Origin of the sequence: Pseudomonas sp. S3E12 (genome assembly GCF_001702295.1) — a bacterium.
Lineage (GTDB): Bacteria > Pseudomonadota > Gammaproteobacteria > Pseudomonadales > Pseudomonadaceae > Aquipseudomonas > Aquipseudomonas marginalis.
Genome location: NZ_MBDT01000030.1, coordinates 178,770 through 197,980, shown reverse-complemented (window position 1 = coordinate 197,980; position 19,211 = coordinate 178,770). Strand labels below are relative to the sequence as shown.

Below are 19,211 nucleotides of genomic sequence, written 5' to 3'. Positions count from 1 at the left end.
CCGCCGGTGGTACTGCCCCATGAACGCCAAGCGCCCAGTCTGCGCGGCGCCTGCTTCGGAAACGTCCGCGCCCGTCGCCAGCCAGAGCTACCAGTTTTGCAACCTTGAGCGCACTGAGGTCGCGAGCACCGCCTTGGCGGAAGAAGTGGCGTTGGCGATTGCCTATAACGACATCAGCCAGGCGGTGATGCTGGTCACGCCCACGGACCTGGAAGACTTTATTGTCGGGTTCAGCATCGGCAGCGGCATTATCGCCGACGTCAGCGATATTTATGATCTGAAACTCAGCGGTTCGGGTTCGGCCCAATACGCTCAGGTGCAGATCTCCAGCCGTGCGTTCTGGAACCTCAAGCAGCAGCGCCGCCAGCTGGCAGGCACCAGCGGCTGCGGCCTGTGCGGAGTGGAAGCGCTGGAGCAGGCGCTGCCGGACCTTCAAGTGCTGCCCGGCGCGCCCTTGCCGCCTGCCAAATGGCTCGACGGCCTGCGCCAGCGCATCAGCGCGTTCCAGCCTTTGGGCCAGTGCAGCGGCGCTGTGCACGCGGCCGTGTTCATGAATAACCAGGGCGAATTGCTGATGGGTCGTGAAGACATCGGCCGGCACAACGCCCTCGACAAGCTGATCGGTGCGCTGATCCGCCAACGGGTCCCGACCGACGGCGGGCTGGCGATTGTCACCAGCCGTTGCAGCCTCGAATTGATCCAGAAAGTCCTGCGCGCGGGCATCCAGACCCTGGTCAGCCTGTCGTCGCCCACCGGCCTGGCCCTTCAATGGGCTCGCCGGCATCACCTCAATCTCATCCACCTGCCGCAGAAAAGTGCGCCGCGGGTCTACAGCCCTGCGATGGAGAACCAGCCGTGAGCAATCATCATCAAGCCGACCAAACCCCAACCCCGCGCTACAAGCCTTACAAGGGCCCGGCTGGCGGCTGGGGCGCGCTGATCAGCGTGGCACAGGCCTGGTTGACCAGCGACAACGCGCTGAAAAACCTGCGCATGATGCTCAAGACCAACCAGAACGGCGGCTTCGACTGTCCCGGCTGCGCCTGGGGCGACTCGCCGGAAAGCGGCATGGTCAAGTTCTGCGAAAACGGCGCCAAGGCGGTCAACTGGGAAGCCACCAAGCGCCGTGTTGACGCAGCGTTTTTCGCCAAGCACAGCGTCACCGCGCTGCTGGAGCAAAGCGACTATTGGCTCGAGTACCAGGGCCGCCTGACCGAGCCGATGCGCTACGACGCTGAAACCGACCGCTATACCCCCATCAGTTGGGAAGTGGCCTTCGACCTGGTCGGCAAGCACCTCAACGCCCTGCCCAGCCCGAACATGGCAGAGTTCTACACCTCGGGCCGTGCCAGTAACGAAGCGGCGTACCTGTACCAGCTGTTTGTGCGCGCCTACGGCACCAACAACTTCCCGGATTGCTCGAACATGTGCCACGAGGCCAGCGGCGTGGCCCTGGCCCAGAGCGTGGGCGTCGGCAAAGGTACCGTGACTTTTGATGACTTCGAACATGCCGATGCGATTTTTGTCTGGGGCCAGAACCCCGGCACCAACCACCCGCGCATGCTCGAACCGCTGCGGGAAGCGGTCAAACGAGGTGCCCAGGTGGTGTGCATCAACCCGCTCAAGGAGCGCGGCCTGGAGCGCTTCCAGCATCCGCAGCATCCGCTGGAAATGCTCACCAACGGCGACAAGCCGACCAACACCGCATACTTCCGCCCGGCCCTGGGTGGCGACATGGCGATCCTGCGCGGCATGGCCAAGTTCCTGCTGCTATGGGAGCGCCAGGCTCAGGCCGAAGGCAAGGAAGCCGTGTTCGATCACGACTTTCTCAATGAACACACCGCCAACGTGCTGGATTACCTGGGCCAGATCGACGATACCTCGTGGGATGAAATCGTCGAACAGTCCGGCCTGACCCTGGTCGAGATCGAGCAAGCGGCGCGCATGTACGCCAAGGGCAAGAACGTGATCATGTGCTGGGCAATGGGTATCACCCAGCACCGCCACTCGGTGCCGACCATCCAGGAAATCGCCAACCTGATGCTGCTGCGCGGCAACATCGGCCGCCCCGGCGCCGGCCTGTGCCCGGTGCGTGGCCACAGCAACGTGCAGGGCGACCGCACCATGGGCATCAACGAACGCCCACCGGTGGCGTTCCTCGACGCCCTGGAGCGACGCTTCCAGTTCCAGGTACCGCGCACCAACGGGCACAACGTGGTGGAAGCGATCCACGCCATGCTTGAAGGTCGCTCCAAGGTGTTTATCGGCCTGGGTGGCAACTTCGCCCAAGCCACCCCGGACAGCCCGCGCACCTTCGAAGCGCTGCGCAATTGCGACCTGACCGTGCAGATCAGCACCAAGCTCAACCGCAGCCACCTGATGCACGGCAAGGACGCACTGATCCTGCCGTGCCTGGGCCGCACCGACATCGACATCCAGGCCGAAGGCCCGCAAGCGGTGACGGTGGAAGACTCGTTCAGCATGGTCCACGACTCCAACGGCCAACTGCAGCCGCTGTCGAAGTTGATGAAATCGGAACCGGCCATCCTCGCCGGCATCGCCGCCGCAACCCTGGGCAGCAAACCGGTGGACTGGAACTGGTTGGTGGCCGACTACAGCCGCATCCGCGACCTGATCGCCGATACCATCCCAGGCTTCAAGGACTTCAACGAACGCCTGAAACACCCCGGTGGTTTCTACCTGGGCAACTCCGCCGGTGCTCGGCGCTGGAACACGCCTTCGGGCCGTGCCAACTTCCGCCCGAACATCCTGCCCAAGGACCTGATCCACGAGCGCACCCACGCCACGGGCCACGTGCCGGATCTGATCATGCAATCGATGCGCTCCCACGATCAGTACAACACCACCATTTATGGCCTGGACGACCGCTACCGCGGGGTCAAAGGCCAGCGTGACGTGCTGTTCGTCAACGAAGCCGACATCATCCGCCTGGGCTTCAAGCCGGGGCAGAAAGCCGACATCGTGTCGTTGTGGGAAGACGGCCGCGAGCGTCGGGTGAAGGGTTTCACCTTGCTGGCGTTTGATATTCCAGCGGGGCAGGCTGCGGCTTACTACCCGGAAGTGAACCCGTTGGTGCCGCTGGAGAGCACCGGGGATGGCAGCCATACACCGACGTCGAAGTTCGTGGCGATACGTTTGGAAGCTGCCAGTGACAATGGGCTGATCATGGCGCGTTCCGCCTGACTGATCATTTCGGGCACAAAAAAGGCCGCTTTTGCATAAAAGCGGCCGTTCCGAAGTAGCTAAAGACTCGCAAAAACCACTTAAGTTCCCGAGCTAAAACAGTAACTTAGAGAATTGTGTACAACTCGTGTTACTGGTCGGATTTCTATTGTAACCATGTCAATACAGCCTCAGGATCGCGCCGTCATCCTCTTGAGGTCTCTCTATGAAGTTCTCCTCGATTCTCTTGTTGTCCCTTGGCCTGGTCAGTGGCGCAGCCATGGCCGGTGGCACCACCGAAGCCGGTGTGGGCGGCGCATTGGGCGGGGTTCTAGGCTCGGTTGTCGGCCAGCAGTTGGGCGGCAACACCGGTTCGACCATCGGCGCGGCCCTGGGCGGCGCAGGCGGTAGCGCGGTCGGCGCAGACAAGCGCAGCCGCGGCGAAGCAGCCATTGGCGGCGCACTGGGCGCAGCCGGCGGCAACGTGGTGGGCCGCAGTGTCGGCGGCAGCACCGGGGCACTGATCGGTTCAGCGGCCGGCGGTGGCGCGGGCGGTGCGCTGGGCAACTACATGGGCAACAAGAGCGATGACGATGATCGTCGTAGTCGTGATAGCCGCCGTTATGACCGCGACGACCATCGCGGCCGCGGCCACGCCTACGGGCATCGCAAGAACAAGCATCACTACCGTCACCGCTAAGCGCTAAAGAACACTGCAAAATCAATGTGGGAGGGGGCTTGCTCCCGATAGCAGAGTGTCAGCCACCCGTGTACTGGCTGACCCACCGCTATCGGGAGCAAGCCCCCTCCCACATTGGGTTCCGTGGTGCCTGCAACGCCGAAGTCAGACAACCAACCGCTGCAACGCCTCGCGCAACATCCCCGGAATCGTCACCGGCTGGTTCGTCCCCCGATCCACGAACACATGCACAAAGCGCCCCGCCGCACAGGCCTCCTCTTCGCCTGCCTTGAATACCGCCAATTCGTACTGCACGGAGCTGTTGCCCAGCTTGCCCACCCGCAGGCCGATGTCCAGGCGATCGGGAAAGGCAATCGATGCGAAGTAATCGCACGCCGAACTCACCACAAACCCCACCACCTCACCGTCATGAATATCCAACCCACCCTGTTCGATCAGGTAGGTATTCACCGCTGTGTCGAAGAAGCTGTAGTAGGTGACATTGTTCACATGGCCGTACACATCGTTGTCGTGCCAACGCGTGATGATCGGCTGGAAGTGACGGTAATCGGCGCGTTGCGGCATTGAGTCAGGCATGGGCACGTCTCATGAAAGTAGGATTACAGGGCATTCAAATGGGCCTGGGCCCACTCACGCACGTCGGCGTAGGGGTAGTCTTCCAGCGCTGCGAAACCGGGAATGCCCCGCGCCTTCAGCTTGGTAAACAGCGGCACGCTGATCCCCCCCAGGAACCGTGTCAGCCGCTCAGCGCCCGGCAGTTGGCCGGTGTGCTCATGATGCCTGTGGATAAAATCACCGCACAGCCCCATGAAGTTTTTATCCACAAGCGGCGGCAGGCTCGGCGGCGCCGGCAAATGCGCGACATGGCCGTGGCACACAGAGCAGTGCCCGCAGCGCTGCGGTGCATTTTCATCGCCGAAGTACTCGGCCAGCCGCTGCCCCAGGCAATGCTCGGTAGCGAACAGATCAAGCATGGCGTGAATCCGCGCCACCTCCGTCACCTCGTGCTGCTTGAAGCCTGTGTATAACTCGACGCTCAACACCTGTGGATCAAACTCGGTATCCAGCAGGCTGTAGACCTCGGTCATCTGCTTGCTTTCCAACTCGATCAAGCCTTGCTCCTGGAAGTAATCCAGGGCCTTAACCACCCGGCTGCGCTCGGCATTGTGTTGCTGGTAAAGCGCGTCGAAATCCACGGTCGCCCAGGTTTTCGCGCGCTTGCACACCTGGATGATCGCCGCGACAAACTGCTGGCGCTCGCCGGAAAAACGCGCCAGCAGGGCCTCGGGCTCGACCAGGTACTTGAATCGGTATTCGGCATAAAACGCGTAGCGCGGCGCGATCACGCCCTTGAGCTCCAATTGCACCAGCAGTGTCTTCAGTGGCAGTTCGCGGATGTTGCTGTGGTCCGACAGCGACCTCAGCAGGAACTCCCACTGCCCTTCACTGCACGCTGCCTGCAACTCTTCCAGCACCCGCCGAATACCGTCCTGCTCGGGCGTATCGCCATACACGAAGTTTTCCAGCACATTGAGGCTGTCGCGGTTGGCCAGCACCAGGCAGTCCGAGGGCTGCCCATCACGCCCCGCGCGGCCGATTTCCTGGCTGTAGTTCTCGATGGATTTGGGCAGGTCAAAATGCACGACATTGCGGATATCGCTCTTGTCGATGCCCATGCCAAACGCGATGGTGGCGACGATGCAATTGGAGCGCCCGCCCATGAAGCGCTGCTGGATGCCCTCACGCCTGTCGTGGGGCAAGCCGGCGTGATACGCCTCGGCCTGGATACCGTTGCGGTTCAGATGCTCGGCAATCTGCTCGGCGGTTTTCTGCAAGGTGACGTAGACGATGCTGGGCTGGTTGGCCCGCTCGCTCATCCACTGCACCAGGCGACGACGCTTGTCCGCACCGGCGACCGGCTCCACCAACAGGTTGAGGTTGGGCCGGTAGAAGCCCGTGGTGACCACGTCGTCCGGCGCAATGGCGAACTTGGCCTGCATGTCGGCAATCACCTTGGGCGTGGCCGTAGCCGTCAGCAGCAGCGCTTGTGGGATCTTGAACTGGCGCTGGTAGTCCGGCAGCTTCAAATAATCCGGGCGGAAGTTGTGGCCCCACTCGGAAATACAGTGCGCCTCATCCACCACCAGCAGCGAGATCTGCACACTTTGCAGGAAGTGGCGAAAACGCTCGTTCTTCAAGCGCTCCACGGAAATCATCAGGATTTTCAGCTCGCCCGACCGCGCGCGGGCCATCACGTCATTGGCGTCCTCGCGGCTTTGCGCCGAATCGATACTGCCCGCCGAAATACCGTGGCGTTGCAGGAAGCCCAACTGGTCCTGCATCAACGCCAACAACGGCGACACCACCAGCGTCAGGTGCGGCAGCAACACCGCCGACAGCTGATAACACAGGGACTTGCCCGACCCCGTAGGGAAAATGGCCGCAGCCGAACGACCGGCCAGTACGGCGCTGACCGTTTCTTCCTGGCCCGGACGAAACTGTGGATAACCAAAGACCTGCTGGAGGGTGTCGTGCATAGGCTGTCACTCCATTGACCGCTGAAGGTGGCTTAAAAACGTAGCCCAGCACGTTCAGCGAATCGAGAAAGGTCGCATGGAAAAAAGAGACAGGATGATACACAGGGTGGGGGACGGCCTAGGGCCGAATCGGGAATAAACTGAGGAGGTTGCAGGAAAGACACAGATCCAAATGTGGGAGGGGGCTTGCCCCCGATGGCAATGGATCAGTTACCAATAACTGACTGACCCACTGCTATCGGGAGCAAACCCCCTCCCACATTTTCAGACCTGCGCTACAGCTGAATCAGCGGTTCTGCACCCGCTCAATCGCCGTGTCATACACCGGGTTGGCCTTCTGCTCCTTGGCCAACTGGTAGTGACGCAATGCATCCGGGAACTGCCCCGCCGCTTCGTAGATCCGCGCAATGTTGTAATAGGCACCTGCACGTACGGTTGCAGCATTGGCACCGGTGGCGAGGGCGATAGCCTTGCGATTGGCCCAGATCGACTCGGCAGTGTTGCCGGCTTTCTGATACGCCAGGCCGAGGTTGCCGTAGGCCTTGCCGAAGCCATTGTCCAGCTCGATAGCCTGACGGAACAGGTCGATCGCCTGGTCCAGCTTGCCGGCCTGGTAGGCCGCTTCACCCTGCAGGTTCAGACGCTTCGCATCGGTTTGTACGGAAGAGCTGACGGTGACGGCGGTGACCGCCACGCTGTCATCCAGCAGCGGTTTGACTTCGTTCAGCACATTCGCCGCATTCACGGTCACGCCACTGAAAGTGTTGATGTCCTGGAAGTCGCCGCTGCCGGTCATGCGGAACACCGTCCACAGGTTGCCGCTGCGGTTCTTGGGCACGTAGTAGGTACGCACCAGCGATTGGCCCATGTACACGAACACCTTGGCTTCGCTGTCGGATAACTGGCGCGAGCCTGGGTTGCCGCCATTGCTGTAGTCATGCACGGCATAAACGTAGCTTTCGCCGTAGTGTTTTTTCTGCAGGGTGATGGTTTCCGGGCCGTAGCTGTCGGTGTCATCCACATCCAACTCGGCATCGGTACCCTTCTGGTTCTCGAAGTAGATGTTATTGCCGGGGAAAATCATGTGGGAGTCGAGGTCACTCGGCGTCTTGCCCCAGGTCAGCACCACACGCAGGCCATCGAGGTTTTCCATCACCGGGCTGATGGCGTAGGTCATGCCCGCGCAGGGGCATTTCACCACCAGGTTGGAGTAGCCAGGCTTCTTGATGATCAGCAGGTTGCTCGCATCATCGGCAGCCTCACTGGTCAGCGTCACTTGGCCCTGGGCGTCGGTGCGGCCCACCACGTTCTGTGCGCCGTTACGTTGCAGCAGCACTTCGGCATCGGCGATTTTCTGGTCCTTGACCACCGCACTGAGCACTTCGATCGGCAACTGCCCGGCCTGGACCGAAAAAGCCACCGCACACAATGACATCGCCGAAGCAACACGAAGCAAACCCATGCCTAACTCCCTTTAAGTCGCGGGCGGAAATCGCCCTGCAAGATTTTGCGGTGAAACATACGCTGAATTCCGGGTGTCGGCGGACTTTTTATACAAAATGTGACGTGGTTTTTATCCCGCCTGCCCATTGAAGCATTGCGCTACAATCAAACCTTGCTACCCAGGAGTACGCTGCGATGAGCGAACTGACGTTTGAGCAAAAACAGGATCATTACCACAAGATCCGCCGTTCCAATTACCTGGCCAGCCTGCGCCTGGAAGGGTTCGACACCCAGCCGGCCGACGTCGACAAACCCCTGCCGACCCGCGAAGCCGTCCTTGCCAAGTACCGCAACACCCCACGCTGATGCTCGACAAATACGGGGTGGGCCAGGATCCGTACTGCTATCCCGGTAGCAGCGTCCTGCGCAACCGCCTCGATTTGCTCGACGACGCCCGCCTGCACCAGGCCGAGCGGGAATTATCCGAAATCGCCGTAGGCAGCCTCCCGCTCTTCCCCCCGCCCTACGACCTCGACCGCCTGCAACACATCCACCGCACGCTGTTCGGTGACATCTACGACTGGGCCGGTGAGTTGCGCAGCGTGAACATCCAGAAAGGCGACACCTTGTTCTGCACCCCGGAGCGCATCCCCCCGGAAGCCGCGAAGATCATCCGGCAGATGGAAGAGGCAAACTGGTTTGTCGGTGCCAGCCAAACCGAGTTGATAAGCAGGATTGCCGAAGCCTATGGCGACCTCAACGTCATCCACCCCTTCCGCGAGGGCAATGGCCGGGCGCAGCGGATTTTGTTCGAACAGATCATCGTCAACGCGGGGTTTTCAGTGAACTGGTGGCTGGTCAAACACGCGGCATGGATACCGGCGAATATTGATGCGGTGGCGTGTGATTATCGGGGGTTGGAGGCGATTTTTGAGCGGTGTGTCAGCAGGCCTGCAGGGCAGTGATCGTTCCTCGCGCTCTGCGTGGAAATGATCTGATCAACGGCGAGGCGATGGTCCAGAAAAAACACGGCGTCCTTGAGTTTTTCGCGAGCAAGCTCGCTCCTACAAGCACTGCCAAGCCACAAATGCCGGAAACCGTTGTAGGAAACCTCCAAACACCGCGACATCCCCTTCCCAAACTGCTCCAAACACCCGCTTGACCCTCTACAGAAGTTACCCGTAGCTGAATGAAAATAGCGCGGTCTCAACTTTCTCGGCAGAAACCTGTGAACATCGAAAGGGCTCAACACATCGGCCACTATGGCGTCATCTTCACAGTGATTCGCTTCACTGTTGTGCCTGACAATCGGCATGCTTTGGCCAATCTATGCCTGCTTGAAACAAAAACGGCAGCGCGACAAGTGCGCGATCAGATACGTAGGTTGTACGAAAAAATGCTGGCCAGAGACTTGCCATGGGAAATGGCGGTCGCGATTTCCCATCCTTTGGGACGGAATCAGGCCGATCAGTTAAACGACCAAAACGTGCTCATCAAACAAATAATCTCCGGAGCGGTTAAAGCACCAGGGATTGCCATTTCAACCGTAACCACGGGCTTCGTTGGAGATACGATTTCCGGCAAGCTTCGTAGATATCACGCTGGAGACATCATCATCGGTCTGGATGCCAGTGTGAGAGGAGGCATAGGGCCTCAGCGGTCACCACTCTCAATGCATGTCTACTCGGACGAGTCTTAGTGACATGGCCCTTTACCTTCAATCCGCTTCCTTTCTCATTATCTATTTGGTGCTGCACTACCAAATCACAGACCCAATGCTCAGAAAGCACTTCGCAGTCACATTTCTTACAACAGGCCTTATTTTGACGTTCCTACTACCCTATGTAGCGGTGATCCTCAGAATGCCCCTCCTACCTGTCTTTGTATTTTTGATAGGCTTGGCGCTCTTCATCACTCGAAACAAATACCGCCTCCAACGCAACCAGCCCCTTCATCCACTCCTGCGTGCCCCCACCATGAACCTCGCCCCCAACTTCCCCGAAGACCCCGTGATGCAGCAACTCCTGCAACTGCTGCACGAAGAAATCGGCCTGCCGAAACACAAGACCATCCGCCTGCAAACCTCACTCAATTTCGACCTGGGCTGTGACGGCAGTGAAGCCAAGCAACTCATGGAAGCGCTGGAGCAGGAGTTCGCCCTCGACCTCGGCGACTACGACACTTATCGTTACTTCAACCCACCGGTCTTTGACGTGTTCCTCAAGCGTCGGGGCAAGGGGCATGGCGACAAGGTCCCGCTGACCATCGGCATGCTCTACCTGGCCATCAAGACCCACAGCTGGGACACCCAGACGCTGGAAAACCTGAGCTGAACGAAGATCAGCTCCAGGCACACCGCAAGTCAAAGGTGGAGGGGCAATGATTCTGCCTATCGTCGACTAACCCTTCGCGCACAAAAAAGCCGCCCACTAGGGACGGCTTTTTAACAGCTTGCGAATCTTACAACTTCGGACCCGCAGCCTTGATCGCTTCGCTCACTTCAAACTTCTTGAAGTTCTCGATGAACAGACCAGCCAGGGCCTTCGCCGCTTCATCGTAAGCAGCCTTATCAGCCCAGGTGTTACGTGGGTTCAACAGGCCGGTCTCAACGCCCGGTACAGCCAATGGCACGTCGAGGTTGATGGTGTCGAGGTGTTCGGTTTCAGCACCGATCAACGCGCCGCTCTGGATTGCCGCGATCACGCCGCGCGTGGTCGGGATGTTGAAGCGCTTGCCAACGCCGTAGCCGCCGCCGGTCCAGCCGGTGTTGACCAGGTAGACCTTGGAGCCGAAGCCGCGGATGCGCTTGATCAGCAGCTCTGCGTATTCGCCGGCCGGGCGTGGGAAGAAGGGTGCGCCGAAGCAGGTGGAGAAGGTCGACTTGATGCCGCTGCCGGAACCCATTTCGGTCGAGCCCACCAGTGCGGTGTAGCCGGACAGGAAGTGGTAGGCCGCTTGTTCTTCGCTGAGGATAGACACGGGCGGCAGTACGCCGGTCAGGTCGCAGGTCAGGAAGATCACCGCGTTTGGCTCGCCGCCCAGGTTCTTCTCGGAACGCTTGGCAACGTGCTCCAGCGGGTAGGCGGCGCGGCTGTTCTGGGTCAGGCTGACATCGGCGTAGTCGGCGTGCTTGGCCTCGTCGATGACGACGTTTTCCAGCACGGCGCCGTGCTTGATGGCTTTCCAGATAACCGGCTCGTTCTTCTCGGACAGGTCGATGCACTTGGCATAGCAACCGCCTTCGATGTTGAACACCACGCCTTCGCCCCAGCCGTGTTCGTCGTCACCGATCAGGTAACGGCTTTCGTCGGCGGACAGGGTGGTCTTGCCGGTGCCCGACAGACCGAAGAACAGGGTCACGTCGCCTGCTTCGCCAATGTTGGCGGCGCAGTGCATCGGCAGTACGTCGGAAGCCGGCAGCAGGTAGTTCTGCACCGAGAACATGGCTTTCTTCATTTCACCGGCGTAGCGCATGCCGGCGATCAGCACTTTTTTCTGGGCGAAGTTGAGGATCACGCAACCGTCGGAGTTGGTGCCGTCACGCTCAGGCACGCACTCGAAGTTGGCCACGTTGAGCACTTGCCACTCGTCACGACCGGCCGGGTTGTACTGGGCCGGGTTGATGAACAGGCAACGACCGAACAGGTTCTGCCAGGCAGTCTGGGTGGTCATTTTCACAGCCAGGTAGTGGTCTTCGGAAGCCCCTACGTGAACGTGGGAAACGAAATGCTCTTGCGCGTTGTTGAACGCCTCGACGCGGGCCCACAGGGCATCGAACTTGTCGGCCGGGAACTTGCGGTTGATCGGGCCCCAGGCGATGGAATCCTGGGTGGAAGGCTCTTCAACGATGAAACGGTCGACTGGCGAACGGCCGGTACGGTGACCGGTTTCCACGACCAGCGCGCCGGTATCGGCAAGCACGCCTTCACCGCGCTGCAGGGCTTCTTTGACCAGATCGTCAACACTCAGATCGGTGTATACGGCGTTATTGGCTTGCGTCATGAGGTTCCCCGTCGGCCTGTGGCCGAGTGCTCCAAACGTTTTGTAGTAGAAAGTTGCGCACTACTACCGCGAAAAAAGTGGGCCGGATTATGCCAGAAAAGCCCAAAAAGAGTAGGGCCCTCCCGTCAGAACGCCTCTAATCCGGCATTTGACAGGTGATTTACCTGTGCTTAAACGTTTTAGTGGCGGGTGTCGGAAGGCGTGTCGATGCCTGCGCCCGCGAACAATTGCGCTACATCGGCAGCGTCGAACAGGTAGCGCTCGTTGCAGAACTGGCAGTCGATCTCGATATTGCCACCGTGTTCCACCACCAGGTTCTGCGCATCTTCCAGGCCCAGGCTGACCAGGGCGTTACCCGAACGCTCGCGGGAGCAGCTGCAGTGGAAGTGCAAGGTCTGCGCGTCGAACAGGCGCACGGGGTCTTCGTGGTACAGGCGGTGCAGGATGGTTTCGTTGTCCAGGCCCAGCAGTTCTTCGGCTTTCAGGGTATCGGCCAAGGCAATGCAGTGCCGCCAGCTTTCAGCGCGATCTTCGTCGTCCTTGATACGGTCGGCCGGCAGTTGTTGCAGCAACATGCCACGGGCGCGCTTGCCGTCGGCGTTAAGCCAGAACTTGGTGCCCACTTGCTGGGACATCACGAAATAGTTGGTGAAGCATTCCGACAGCGTTTTGCCGTCGAGGTCGACGATGCCCTGGTAACGCTGGCCTGAGGTCGGGTCGACGGTGAGCGCCAGGACGCCGTTGGGCATCAGCTCGGCCAGGCTGGCGTCCGCGGCAATCTGGTCGGCTTCATAACGGGCCAGGCCACGGATTTCGCGCTCGCTGGAGCACTCGATCATCAACAGCGGAATCGGCCCTTCGGAACGGGCTTGCAGGATCAGCAAACCGTCGAACTTCATGGTGCCCACCAGCAACGCAGCAGCGGCCATCAGCTCACCGAGCAGTTGTGCGACCGGCTCCGGATAGGGGTGCTTGGCGAGGACTTCGGCGTAGCTGCGCTCCAACGAAACCATTTCGCCGCGGGCGTCGCTCTCGTCGAAGATGAAGCGTTGGGTGAAGTCGGTATCCGGTAGATCAGTCATAGGTCTGGGTATCTGAATTGATGACAAATTGGTTACAAGGTTTATAAAATTAAACGCTTTAGCACCATCTTGGTGCGGCTTTCTCCTGGAAACAGAGAGCTTATTTAGAGCGAAGAGGGACAGTTTATGAACAATCCGGGTTTGTTCCAAGCCAAGTGGAACCTCCGGCGATGGGCTCTGTGCAATCTACTCGCTATCGGGCTGCTGTGTTTTTGGCTGTGGCCCACGGGGCAGATGCTGTGTGTGATTTTCGACGAGTGGCTGTTTCACCTTATCAACGACCCGCTGGCGAGCAGCGCGACATGGCTGCACGTGTGGGCCGTGGCCAGTCTGCGGCCGTTTGATGCGGTGGTCGGGGTGATCCTGCTGATGCTGCTGATTCGCGGCGATTGGGTGTTCAAAGCCGCGCAGGCACGCCAGGCCCTGTTAGGTTTTGTCGGTATTTTGTTGCTCTTGCTGTTTATCCGCATGCTGTTTTCCAAACTCGCGGCGCAGATGGGCTGGCAACACAGCAGCCCGTCGATGGTCATCGCCGGGGCGATCCAGATGAGTGACTATTTCCCGGGGCTGGAGAAGACCTGGGAGCTGAAGGACCGCTCAAGCCAAAGCTTTCCGGGGGATCACGCCTCGGTGTTGCTGATCTGGGCAATGTTCATGAGCGTGTTCGCCAGACGTATCGGCCAGGTGCTGGTGATCTGGGGCCTGGCGCTGTTGTTCATGATGCCGCGGCTGGTAGCGGGCGCGCATTGGGGGCAGGACGATTATATCGGCGGGGTGCTGCTGGCACTGTTGGCGTTGGGCTGGGGTTATTACACGCCGTTTGCGGCGAAGGTGTCGGCCGCTTTGTTACGCGTGACGACGCCGATCTTCAGGTTACTTGGCAAGCTGCCAGTGATCAGTGGATTGAGCGTCGTGCGTACATCCCCTTAACGCTGCAAGCCGCCCCCTCCCACATTTGAATGGGCCGCTGCGCAATCAGTCATCATTGCCACTGCCGCGAAACTTGAACAGGTCGCGGCGCTGCTTCTTGCTCGGCTTGCCATCGGTGGTCATCCCCGTGGCGCCCGCCTTGCGCAGGGCAGCCGCATTTTCGCGCCTGGCAATGCTGGCTTCGGTTTCGGTGTACAGCGCCTGCGCTTCGGGGGCGCCACGGCGCACAGTGGAAAGTGCCTGAACCACCACGGTCTTTTCGTCAAAACCTATCCGAATCTGCAGCTCATCACCGACACGTGGCTCCTTGCCCGGTTTACAGCGCTCGCCTCGATGATGCACCTTACCGCTCTCAATCGCGGCCTTGGCCAAGGCACGTGTCTTAAAGAAACGCGCCGCCCAAAGCCACTTGTCCAGACGGACCTTTTCTTCCTCTTCCTGCTTTTGAGCCACTTGAATTCCTCGCTCTGACAAATGTCGCAACTGTAACGTTGAAACCCTTCGACGCATAAACCTCAAGGCTCACCTAAGATACGCCAGGTAGCACCCTGTTTTCGCGAGGATACGCCGTGACCGACTTTCCCACTTCACTCACCTCGCCTGAACAGCGTTGCGCAGGCTGCCAGCAAAGCGAACCCCTGGGTTTCGAGTTTGCTTTCGCCTACCAGCCTATCGTAGACCTTCGGGACCATTCGATTTTCGCCCACGAAGCCTTGGTGCGCGGTACACAGGGCGAAGGGGCATTGTCGGTGCTGGACCAGGTCGACGAAAGCAACCGCTACCGCTTCGACCAGCGCTGCCGTACCCAGGCGATCGCCGGTGCTGCGGCCCTGGGGATGCAAACCCACCTTTCCATCAACTTCATGCCCAACGCTGTGTACCGTCCGGAGCTGTGCATCCGCAGCACCCTCGAGGCGGCTCGCGCGCACAACTTCCCGCTGAACCAACTGATTTTCGAAACACTGGAAAGCGAGCATGTAGATAACTATCGCCATTTGACGAATATTCTGCGTGAATACCGCGAGTTCGGCTTCAAGACCGCCATCGACGACTTCGGCGCGGGCTATTCGGGGCTGAATCTGCTGGCCGATTTCCAACCTGACTTGATCAAACTCGACATGGCGCTGATCCGCGATGTCGACCAGGATCGTGTCCGCCAGGTGATCGTCCAGGGGATTGTCACAATCTGTGAGCAGTTGAACGTTACTGTCATCGCCGAAGGCATCGAAAGTGCCGGCGAGCGCGACTTTCTGTCTGACTGCGGAATATTTCTGATGCAAGGCTACTGGTTCGCCAGGCCTGCATTCAAAGCCCTGGCCGAGGTTTCTCCTCAGGCCTGGGCGAATTGACCGGTTACCCATATTGAAGACATTTGACCATTTGACCGTTGTAGGTCTGCGTGAGTGGGTGGCACTTCCCGACTTGGGAGTGGCAGGCCTGCGTGCCAAGATCGACACCGGTGCCAGCACCTCCAGCCTGCATGCCACCGACATCGAGCCTTTTGAGCGCGACGGTGAGAAGTGGGTGCGCTTTACCGCGCACCTGGGCAGCGTTGTGCAACTGCGTCACCGCCGCTGCGAAGCGCCCCTGGTGACGATGAAAACCATCAAGAGCTCCAATGGCCATGCGCAGGTGCGCTACGTGATCAGCACCACCCTGGCACTGGGTGATCGGGTATGGCGGGTGGAGTTCACCCTGGCCTGCCGCAAAGCCATGCGTTACCGCCTGTTGCTGGGCTCCAAGGCGCTGATTGACGGCCACCTGGTGGTCAATCCCGGCGTCAAGTACGTTCAAGACAAGCCGGTGTTCCCGGTCTCTACTATTTCTGCCCCAGGTGCTGCATGAAGATTGCTGTGCTGTCGCGAAACCCGCGTCTGTATTCCACCCGCCGCCTGGTCGAGGCCGGCACCGAACGTGGCCATGAAATGGTGGTGATCGACACGTTGCGTGCCTATATGAACATTGCCAGCCACAAGCCGCAGATCCATTACCGCGGCAAACCGCTGGAGGGGTTTGATGCGGTGATCCCGCGGATTGGCGCCTCGGTGACGTTCTATGGCTGCGCCGTGTTGCGCCAGTTCGAAATGATGGGGGTCTTCCCCCTCAATGAATCCGTGGCCATTGCACGCTCGCGGGACAAATTACGCTCGTTGCAACTGCTCTCGCGGCGGGGCATCGGCCTGCCGGTCACCGGCTTTGCCCACTCCCCCGACGACATTCCCGACCTGATCGAAATGGTCAACGGCGCGCCGCTGGTGATCAAGGTGCTGGAAGGCACCCAGGGCATAGGTGTAGTGCTGTGTGAAACCGCGACTGCAGCGGAATCCGTGATCGAGGCGTTCATGGGCCTCAAGCAGAACATCATGGTCCAGGAGTACATCAAGGAAGCCGGTGGCGCGGATATCCGCTGCTTCGTGGTGGGCGACAAGGTGATCGCGGCCATGAAGCGCCAGGCCAAGCCCGGAGAGTTCCGCTCCAACCTGCACCGCGGCGGCAGCGCCAGCCTGATCAAGATCACCCCGGAAGAACGCATGACCGCGTTGCGAGCGGCCAAGGTCATGGGGCTGGCAGTGGCGGGTGTGGATATCCTGCGCTCCAACCATGGGCCACTGGTGATGGAGGTGAACTCGTCGCCGGGCCTGGAAGGGATAGAGACCACCACTGGGAAGGATGTGGCGGGGATCATCATCCAGCATCTGGAGAAAAATGGTGGGCCGAATATGACCAGGACCAAGGGCAAGGGCTAGAGACGCGGCTGTCAGCTTCAAGTTATAAGTTGCAAGAGAAAGGGCAAAAGCTGTCTGCCTTTCTCTTGCGGCTTATAGCTTGAAACTTGCAGCTGTTTCTAGACCGCATCCCTTGGCAGCATAAGCCCAAGCGGCAAACGTACCCGCGCCTCAAGGCCACCGCCTTCGCGGTTACGCAACTCGACATTGCCGCCGTGCATCGACGCAATCCGCCGCACGATCGCCAGCCCCAAGCCGGTCCCCTTGCCACCCCGGGCACGGTCGCCACGGGTGAAGGGGTTGAAGATACCCTCCAGTTCGTCCGGATCGATGCCCGCTCCCCGGTCCATCACACTCAGCACCACGTACGGCGCAGCACTGTCGCCAGACACATACGCAGCCACTTCAACATCCGAACCGGCGTGGTGCAACGCGTTGCCGATCAGGTTGTTCAGCAGGCGCTTCATCGACACCCGACGCAACGCAAACGGCTGGATCGGTTCAAGGCGCATGCGCACTTGCTCGCCATTCTGGTTGTAGGGCGCGACAACCTCACGCACCAGGTCCGTGAGATCGACCTCCTCCACCACCTCGTCACGACCATCGCGGATAAACGCCAGGAACTGGTCGAGAATCGCGTCCATGTCTTCGATGTCGCGAACCATGTCGTCGGTGAGGTCGCTATGGTTGCCCATCAGCTCCAGGGACAGGCGCAATCGCGTCAAGGGTGTGCGCAAGTCATGGGACACCCCCGCCAGCATCAGCTCGCGCTCGCGCCCGGCCTGTTCGACATCCTCCGCCATCTGGTTGAAGGCACCATACACCTCGGTCATTTCACTGGGCGTATCGCTGACCGGCAGGCGCACGCTGCGCCCCTGGCCCAATTGGCGGGCGGCAAACACCAGGCGCTTAAGCGGTTGGTTAAGCTGGCGAACGAAAATCCACGCGGACGCTGTGGAAAGCAAGCCGATGGCCAGGAACCAGCCCAACACGTTCCAGATCTTCTGCCCCCGCAAAGGATGCGGATACAGCGGAACCTTGATCCAGGCATCGCCAAGGCTCGGCGCCCTTACCCACAGCGCAGGTGAAACATGCATGCGCAAGCGCACCTCGGTGTCCTCGCCCAGTTCGGCCTGCATCTGGCGCTGGTAGATCTCGCTGTAGGGCCAATGCTGCTCACCCTCGGGTACACCAGCCCCGTCAACGCGGGTCAACGTCGAGGCCTTGGCTACCTTTTCGCGGTTCTCAGGGTCTACGGCCCAGTAACCACGCAGCGTCAAGGCGACACCGTGGCTGTACTGCCGGTCCACCAGCACGTCTTCGTTCATCAGCAGATAAACCAGTGTCAGCGCCTTGGAAAACAGCACGACGATCAGCACCAGCCAAAGGGTGCGGGAGAAGAAACTTTGCGGGAACCACAGAGGGGTTTTCATAGAAGACAGCTGGACACCTTGCAGGAACGAGCGGCGCTCGCAGAATTGCAGACGCCGGGCATCCCGTCGACCCTCATGGAGTCAAGCGCCAGGATGCCCGCCCTGCAAATCATCGGTCACTTGGTTGCGGTGCCATCCGGCACAAACACATAGCCCACACCCCATACCGTCTGGATATACCGAGGTTTGGACGGGTCCGGCTCGATCATCCGGCGCAGACGGGAAATCTGCACGTCGATGGAGCGCTCCAGGGCGTCCCATTCGCGACCGCGTGCCAGGTTCATTAGTTTGTCGCGGGTCAGCGGCTGACGCGCGTTCATCACCAGGGCCTTGAGCACGGCGAACTCACCGGTGGTGAGCATGTGCACTTCGTCGCCACGCTTGAGCTCGCGGGTTGCCAGCGACAGTTCGTAGTCGCCAAAGGTAACGCTTTCGTCTTCGCTGCCCGGCGCGCCCGGTACCGGCGGTGCCTGACGACGCAACACGGCTTTGACCCGCGCCATCAACTCGTCTGGGTTGAAGGGTTTGGCCAGGTAGTCATCGGCGCCCAGCTCGAGGCCCTTGATGCGGCTCAGCTCATCGCCCTTGGCGGTCAGCATGATGATTGGAATCTGGTTGTTCGCGCCGCGCAGGCGCTTGCAGGCGGTGAGGCCGTCTTCGCCGGGCAGCATCAGGTCGAGTACGACCAGGTTGAATACTTCACGCCCCAGGAGACGGTCCATCTGCTCGGTGTTCGGCACCGCGCGGGCACGATAGCCCTTGGAGTTGAAGAAACGCTCCAGCAGGCTGCTCAGCCCCGGATCGTCATCAACGATGAGAATTTTTTCGCCTTCAGCAGTTTGTGCAGTGCTGCTCATTGGATGCTCCTCTTATCTCGGCGCGCATTATGGCGTAGCTGCCGTTATACGCACCGTGTGCATTGTTAGCAGATTTTTCCTCTACTGCCAGCGAACCCGCGCCTTCCAACCACTGGCGCAGTACCCCCCAAGAGCAGAACGCTGGTTATAATGCGGCGCCTTCGTGCAGGGCAACGTCAGATCGTTGCCGTTTAATGCCGGTTTTTTTCACCCGCTTGTCGTGATTTTTTCGATTTCGAGGGTCAATAGGCTGCCTATTGACCCAGGTAGCGGCGCCGGTCGGGCCGCTCAACCAGCCGCGCAAGGCCTTGTTTTCCG

The 19,211-nt window shown here is 60.0% G+C and carries 19 protein-coding genes; 11 read left to right on the top strand and 8 right to left on the bottom strand.

Going from position 1 to position 19,211, the window contains the following annotated elements; translation table 11 throughout:
• Positions 1–19 precede the first annotated feature (19 nt).
• The 3 genes from fdhD (at position 20) to BB029_RS24445 (ending at position 3,883) form a co-directional block, all read left to right on the top strand.
• Positions 20–859: a formate dehydrogenase accessory sulfurtransferase FdhD gene (gene fdhD, locus BB029_RS24455; protein WP_065941113.1), complete on the top strand. Its 840-nt coding sequence runs from the start codon at positions 20–22 to the stop codon at positions 857–859.
• The gene (locus BB029_RS24450; RefSeq protein ID WP_065941112.1) at positions 856–3,204 is read left to right on the top strand and encodes an FdhF/YdeP family oxidoreductase; all 2,349 of its coding nucleotides are present in this window, start codon (positions 856–858) and stop codon (positions 3,202–3,204) included. Before fdhD ends, BB029_RS24450 begins: the two co-directional genes overlap by 4 nt.
• A gap of 205 nt (positions 3,205–3,409) precedes the next feature.
• Entirely contained in the window at positions 3,410–3,883 is a 474-nt protein-coding gene (locus tag BB029_RS24445) for a glycine zipper domain-containing protein (protein ID WP_027605140.1), read from the top strand.
• Between the two features lie 144 nt (positions 3,884–4,027).
• Here the strand turns inward: BB029_RS24445 and BB029_RS24440 are convergent, their stop codons facing one another.
• The 3 genes from BB029_RS24440 to BB029_RS24430 form a co-directional block, all read right to left on the bottom strand.
• Complete coding sequence (locus BB029_RS24440; RefSeq protein WP_065925806.1) at positions 4,028–4,459, bottom strand: thioesterase family protein; 432 nt, start codon at positions 4,457–4,459, stop codon at positions 4,028–4,030.
• 23 nt (positions 4,460–4,482) lie between these two features.
• Positions 4,483–6,420 (bottom strand): ATP-dependent DNA helicase RecQ, encoded by a 1,938-nt coding sequence (locus BB029_RS24435; RefSeq protein WP_065941111.1) that lies wholly within the window; start codon positions 6,418–6,420, stop codon positions 4,483–4,485.
• A gap of 286 nt (positions 6,421–6,706) precedes the next feature.
• Positions 6,707–7,882, bottom strand: a complete 1,176-nt coding sequence (locus BB029_RS24430) for a tetratricopeptide repeat protein (protein WP_065941110.1) — start codon at positions 7,880–7,882, stop codon at positions 6,707–6,709.
• 176 nt (positions 7,883–8,058) lie between these two features.
• Here BB029_RS24430 and BB029_RS32525 point away from each other — a divergent pair, with 176 nt between their 5' ends.
• The 4 genes from BB029_RS32525 (at position 8,059) to BB029_RS24415 (ending at position 10,196) form a co-directional block, all read left to right on the top strand.
• Positions 8,059–8,229, top strand: coding sequence for a YhfG family protein (locus BB029_RS32525; RefSeq protein WP_003236014.1), 171 nt, complete (start codon positions 8,059–8,061; stop codon positions 8,227–8,229).
• A complete protein-coding gene (locus tag BB029_RS24425) occupies positions 8,229–8,828 on the top strand; it encodes a putative adenosine monophosphate-protein transferase Fic (RefSeq protein WP_065941109.1) in 600 nt (199 codons plus the stop codon). Before BB029_RS32525 ends, BB029_RS24425 begins: the two co-directional genes overlap by 1 nt.
• A gap of 263 nt (positions 8,829–9,091) precedes the next feature.
• The gene (locus BB029_RS24420) at positions 9,092–9,562 is read left to right on the top strand and encodes a hypothetical protein (protein ID WP_083236480.1); all 471 of its coding nucleotides are present in this window, start codon (positions 9,092–9,094) and stop codon (positions 9,560–9,562) included.
• 277 nt (positions 9,563–9,839) lie between these two features.
• A complete protein-coding gene (locus BB029_RS24415) occupies positions 9,840–10,196 on the top strand; it encodes a DUF1493 family protein (protein WP_027605145.1) in 357 nt (118 codons plus the stop codon).
• A gap of 127 nt (positions 10,197–10,323) precedes the next feature.
• Here BB029_RS24415 and BB029_RS24410 read toward each other — a convergent pair whose 3' ends face one another.
• Complete coding sequence (locus tag BB029_RS24410; protein ID WP_065941107.1) at positions 10,324–11,865, bottom strand: phosphoenolpyruvate carboxykinase; 1,542 nt, start codon at positions 11,863–11,865, stop codon at positions 10,324–10,326.
• 179 nt (positions 11,866–12,044) lie between these two features.
• Positions 12,045–12,947, bottom strand: a complete 903-nt coding sequence (hslO, locus tag BB029_RS24405) for an Hsp33 family molecular chaperone HslO (RefSeq protein ID WP_065941106.1) — start codon at positions 12,945–12,947, stop codon at positions 12,045–12,047.
• 126 nt (positions 12,948–13,073) lie between these two features.
• On the opposite strand from hslO, the gene BB029_RS24400 reads away from it, so the two are divergent.
• Positions 13,074–13,877: a phosphatase PAP2 family protein gene (locus BB029_RS24400; protein WP_065941105.1), complete on the top strand. Its 804-nt coding sequence runs from the start codon at positions 13,074–13,076 to the stop codon at positions 13,875–13,877.
• A 45-nt stretch (positions 13,878–13,922) separates the two neighbouring features.
• On the opposite strand, the gene BB029_RS24395 is transcribed toward BB029_RS24400, so the two are convergent.
• Positions 13,923–14,330, bottom strand: coding sequence for an RNA-binding S4 domain-containing protein (locus tag BB029_RS24395; RefSeq protein WP_065941104.1), 408 nt, complete (start codon positions 14,328–14,330; stop codon positions 13,923–13,925).
• Between the two features lie 116 nt (positions 14,331–14,446).
• Between BB029_RS24395 and BB029_RS24390 the strand changes: the two genes are divergently transcribed.
• Genes BB029_RS24390 through rimK form a run of 3 tightly spaced genes read left to right on the top strand, consistent with a single transcriptional unit; the run spans position 14,447 to position 16,624 of the window.
• On the top strand, positions 14,447–15,226 hold the full coding sequence (locus tag BB029_RS24390) for an EAL domain-containing protein (protein WP_065941103.1): 780 nt from the start codon (positions 14,447–14,449) through the stop codon (positions 15,224–15,226).
• Between the two features lie 46 nt (positions 15,227–15,272).
• On the top strand, positions 15,273–15,722 hold the full coding sequence (locus BB029_RS24385) for an ATP-dependent zinc protease (RefSeq protein ID WP_169899741.1): 450 nt from the start codon (positions 15,273–15,275) through the stop codon (positions 15,720–15,722).
• Positions 15,719–16,624, top strand: coding sequence for a 30S ribosomal protein S6--L-glutamate ligase (gene rimK, locus BB029_RS24380; protein ID WP_003171022.1), 906 nt, complete (start codon positions 15,719–15,721; stop codon positions 16,622–16,624). Before BB029_RS24385 ends, rimK begins: the two co-directional genes overlap by 4 nt.
• A 98-nt stretch (positions 16,625–16,722) precedes the next feature.
• Here rimK and BB029_RS24375 read toward each other — a convergent pair whose 3' ends face one another.
• On the bottom strand, positions 16,723–18,036 hold the full coding sequence (locus BB029_RS24375; RefSeq protein WP_065925816.1) for an ATP-binding protein: 1,314 nt from the start codon (positions 18,034–18,036) through the stop codon (positions 16,723–16,725).
• Positions 18,037–18,152: 116 nt separating this feature from the next.
• A complete protein-coding gene (gene ompR, locus BB029_RS24370; protein WP_015373500.1) occupies positions 18,153–18,893 on the bottom strand; it encodes a two-component system response regulator OmpR in 741 nt (246 codons plus the stop codon).
• Between the last annotated feature and the right edge of the window lie 318 nt (positions 18,894–19,211).

Bases quoted from the DNA above. Each gene is read 5' to 3' on its own strand.
- BB029_RS32525 (WP_003236014.1), top strand. From the start codon at position 8,059: ATGAGCGAACTGACGTTTGAGCAAAAACAGGATCATTACCACAAGATC.
- hslO (WP_065941106.1), bottom strand. From the start codon at position 12,947: ATGACTGATCTACCGGATACCGACTTCACCCAACGCTTCATCTTCGAC.
- BB029_RS24435 (WP_065941111.1), bottom strand. From the start codon at position 6,420: ATGCACGACACCCTCCAGCAGGTCTTTGGTTATCCACAGTTTCGTCCG.
- BB029_RS24410 (WP_065941107.1), bottom strand. From the start codon at position 11,865: ATGACGCAAGCCAATAACGCCGTATACACCGATCTGAGTGTTGACGAT.
- BB029_RS24430 (WP_065941110.1), bottom strand. From the start codon at position 7,882: ATGGGTTTGCTTCGTGTTGCTTCGGCGATGTCATTGTGTGCGGTGGCT.
- BB029_RS24375 (WP_065925816.1), bottom strand. From the start codon at position 18,036: ATGAAAACCCCTCTGTGGTTCCCGCAAAGTTTCTTCTCCCGCACCCTT.
- ompR (WP_015373500.1), bottom strand. From the start codon at position 18,893: ATGAGCAGCACTGCACAAACTGCTGAAGGCGAAAAAATTCTCATCGTT.
- BB029_RS24400 (WP_065941105.1), top strand. From the start codon at position 13,074: ATGAACAATCCGGGTTTGTTCCAAGCCAAGTGGAACCTCCGGCGATGG.
- fdhD (WP_065941113.1), top strand. From the start codon at position 20: ATGAACGCCAAGCGCCCAGTCTGCGCGGCGCCTGCTTCGGAAACGTCC.
- BB029_RS24425 (WP_065941109.1), top strand. From the start codon at position 8,229: ATGCTCGACAAATACGGGGTGGGCCAGGATCCGTACTGCTATCCCGGT.
- BB029_RS24440 (WP_065925806.1), bottom strand. From the start codon at position 4,459: ATGCCTGACTCAATGCCGCAACGCGCCGATTACCGTCACTTCCAGCCG.
- rimK (WP_003171022.1), top strand. From the start codon at position 15,719: ATGAAGATTGCTGTGCTGTCGCGAAACCCGCGTCTGTATTCCACCCGC.
- BB029_RS24445 (WP_027605140.1), top strand. From the start codon at position 3,410: ATGAAGTTCTCCTCGATTCTCTTGTTGTCCCTTGGCCTGGTCAGTGGC.
- BB029_RS24415 (WP_027605145.1), top strand. From the start codon at position 9,840: ATGAACCTCGCCCCCAACTTCCCCGAAGACCCCGTGATGCAGCAACTC.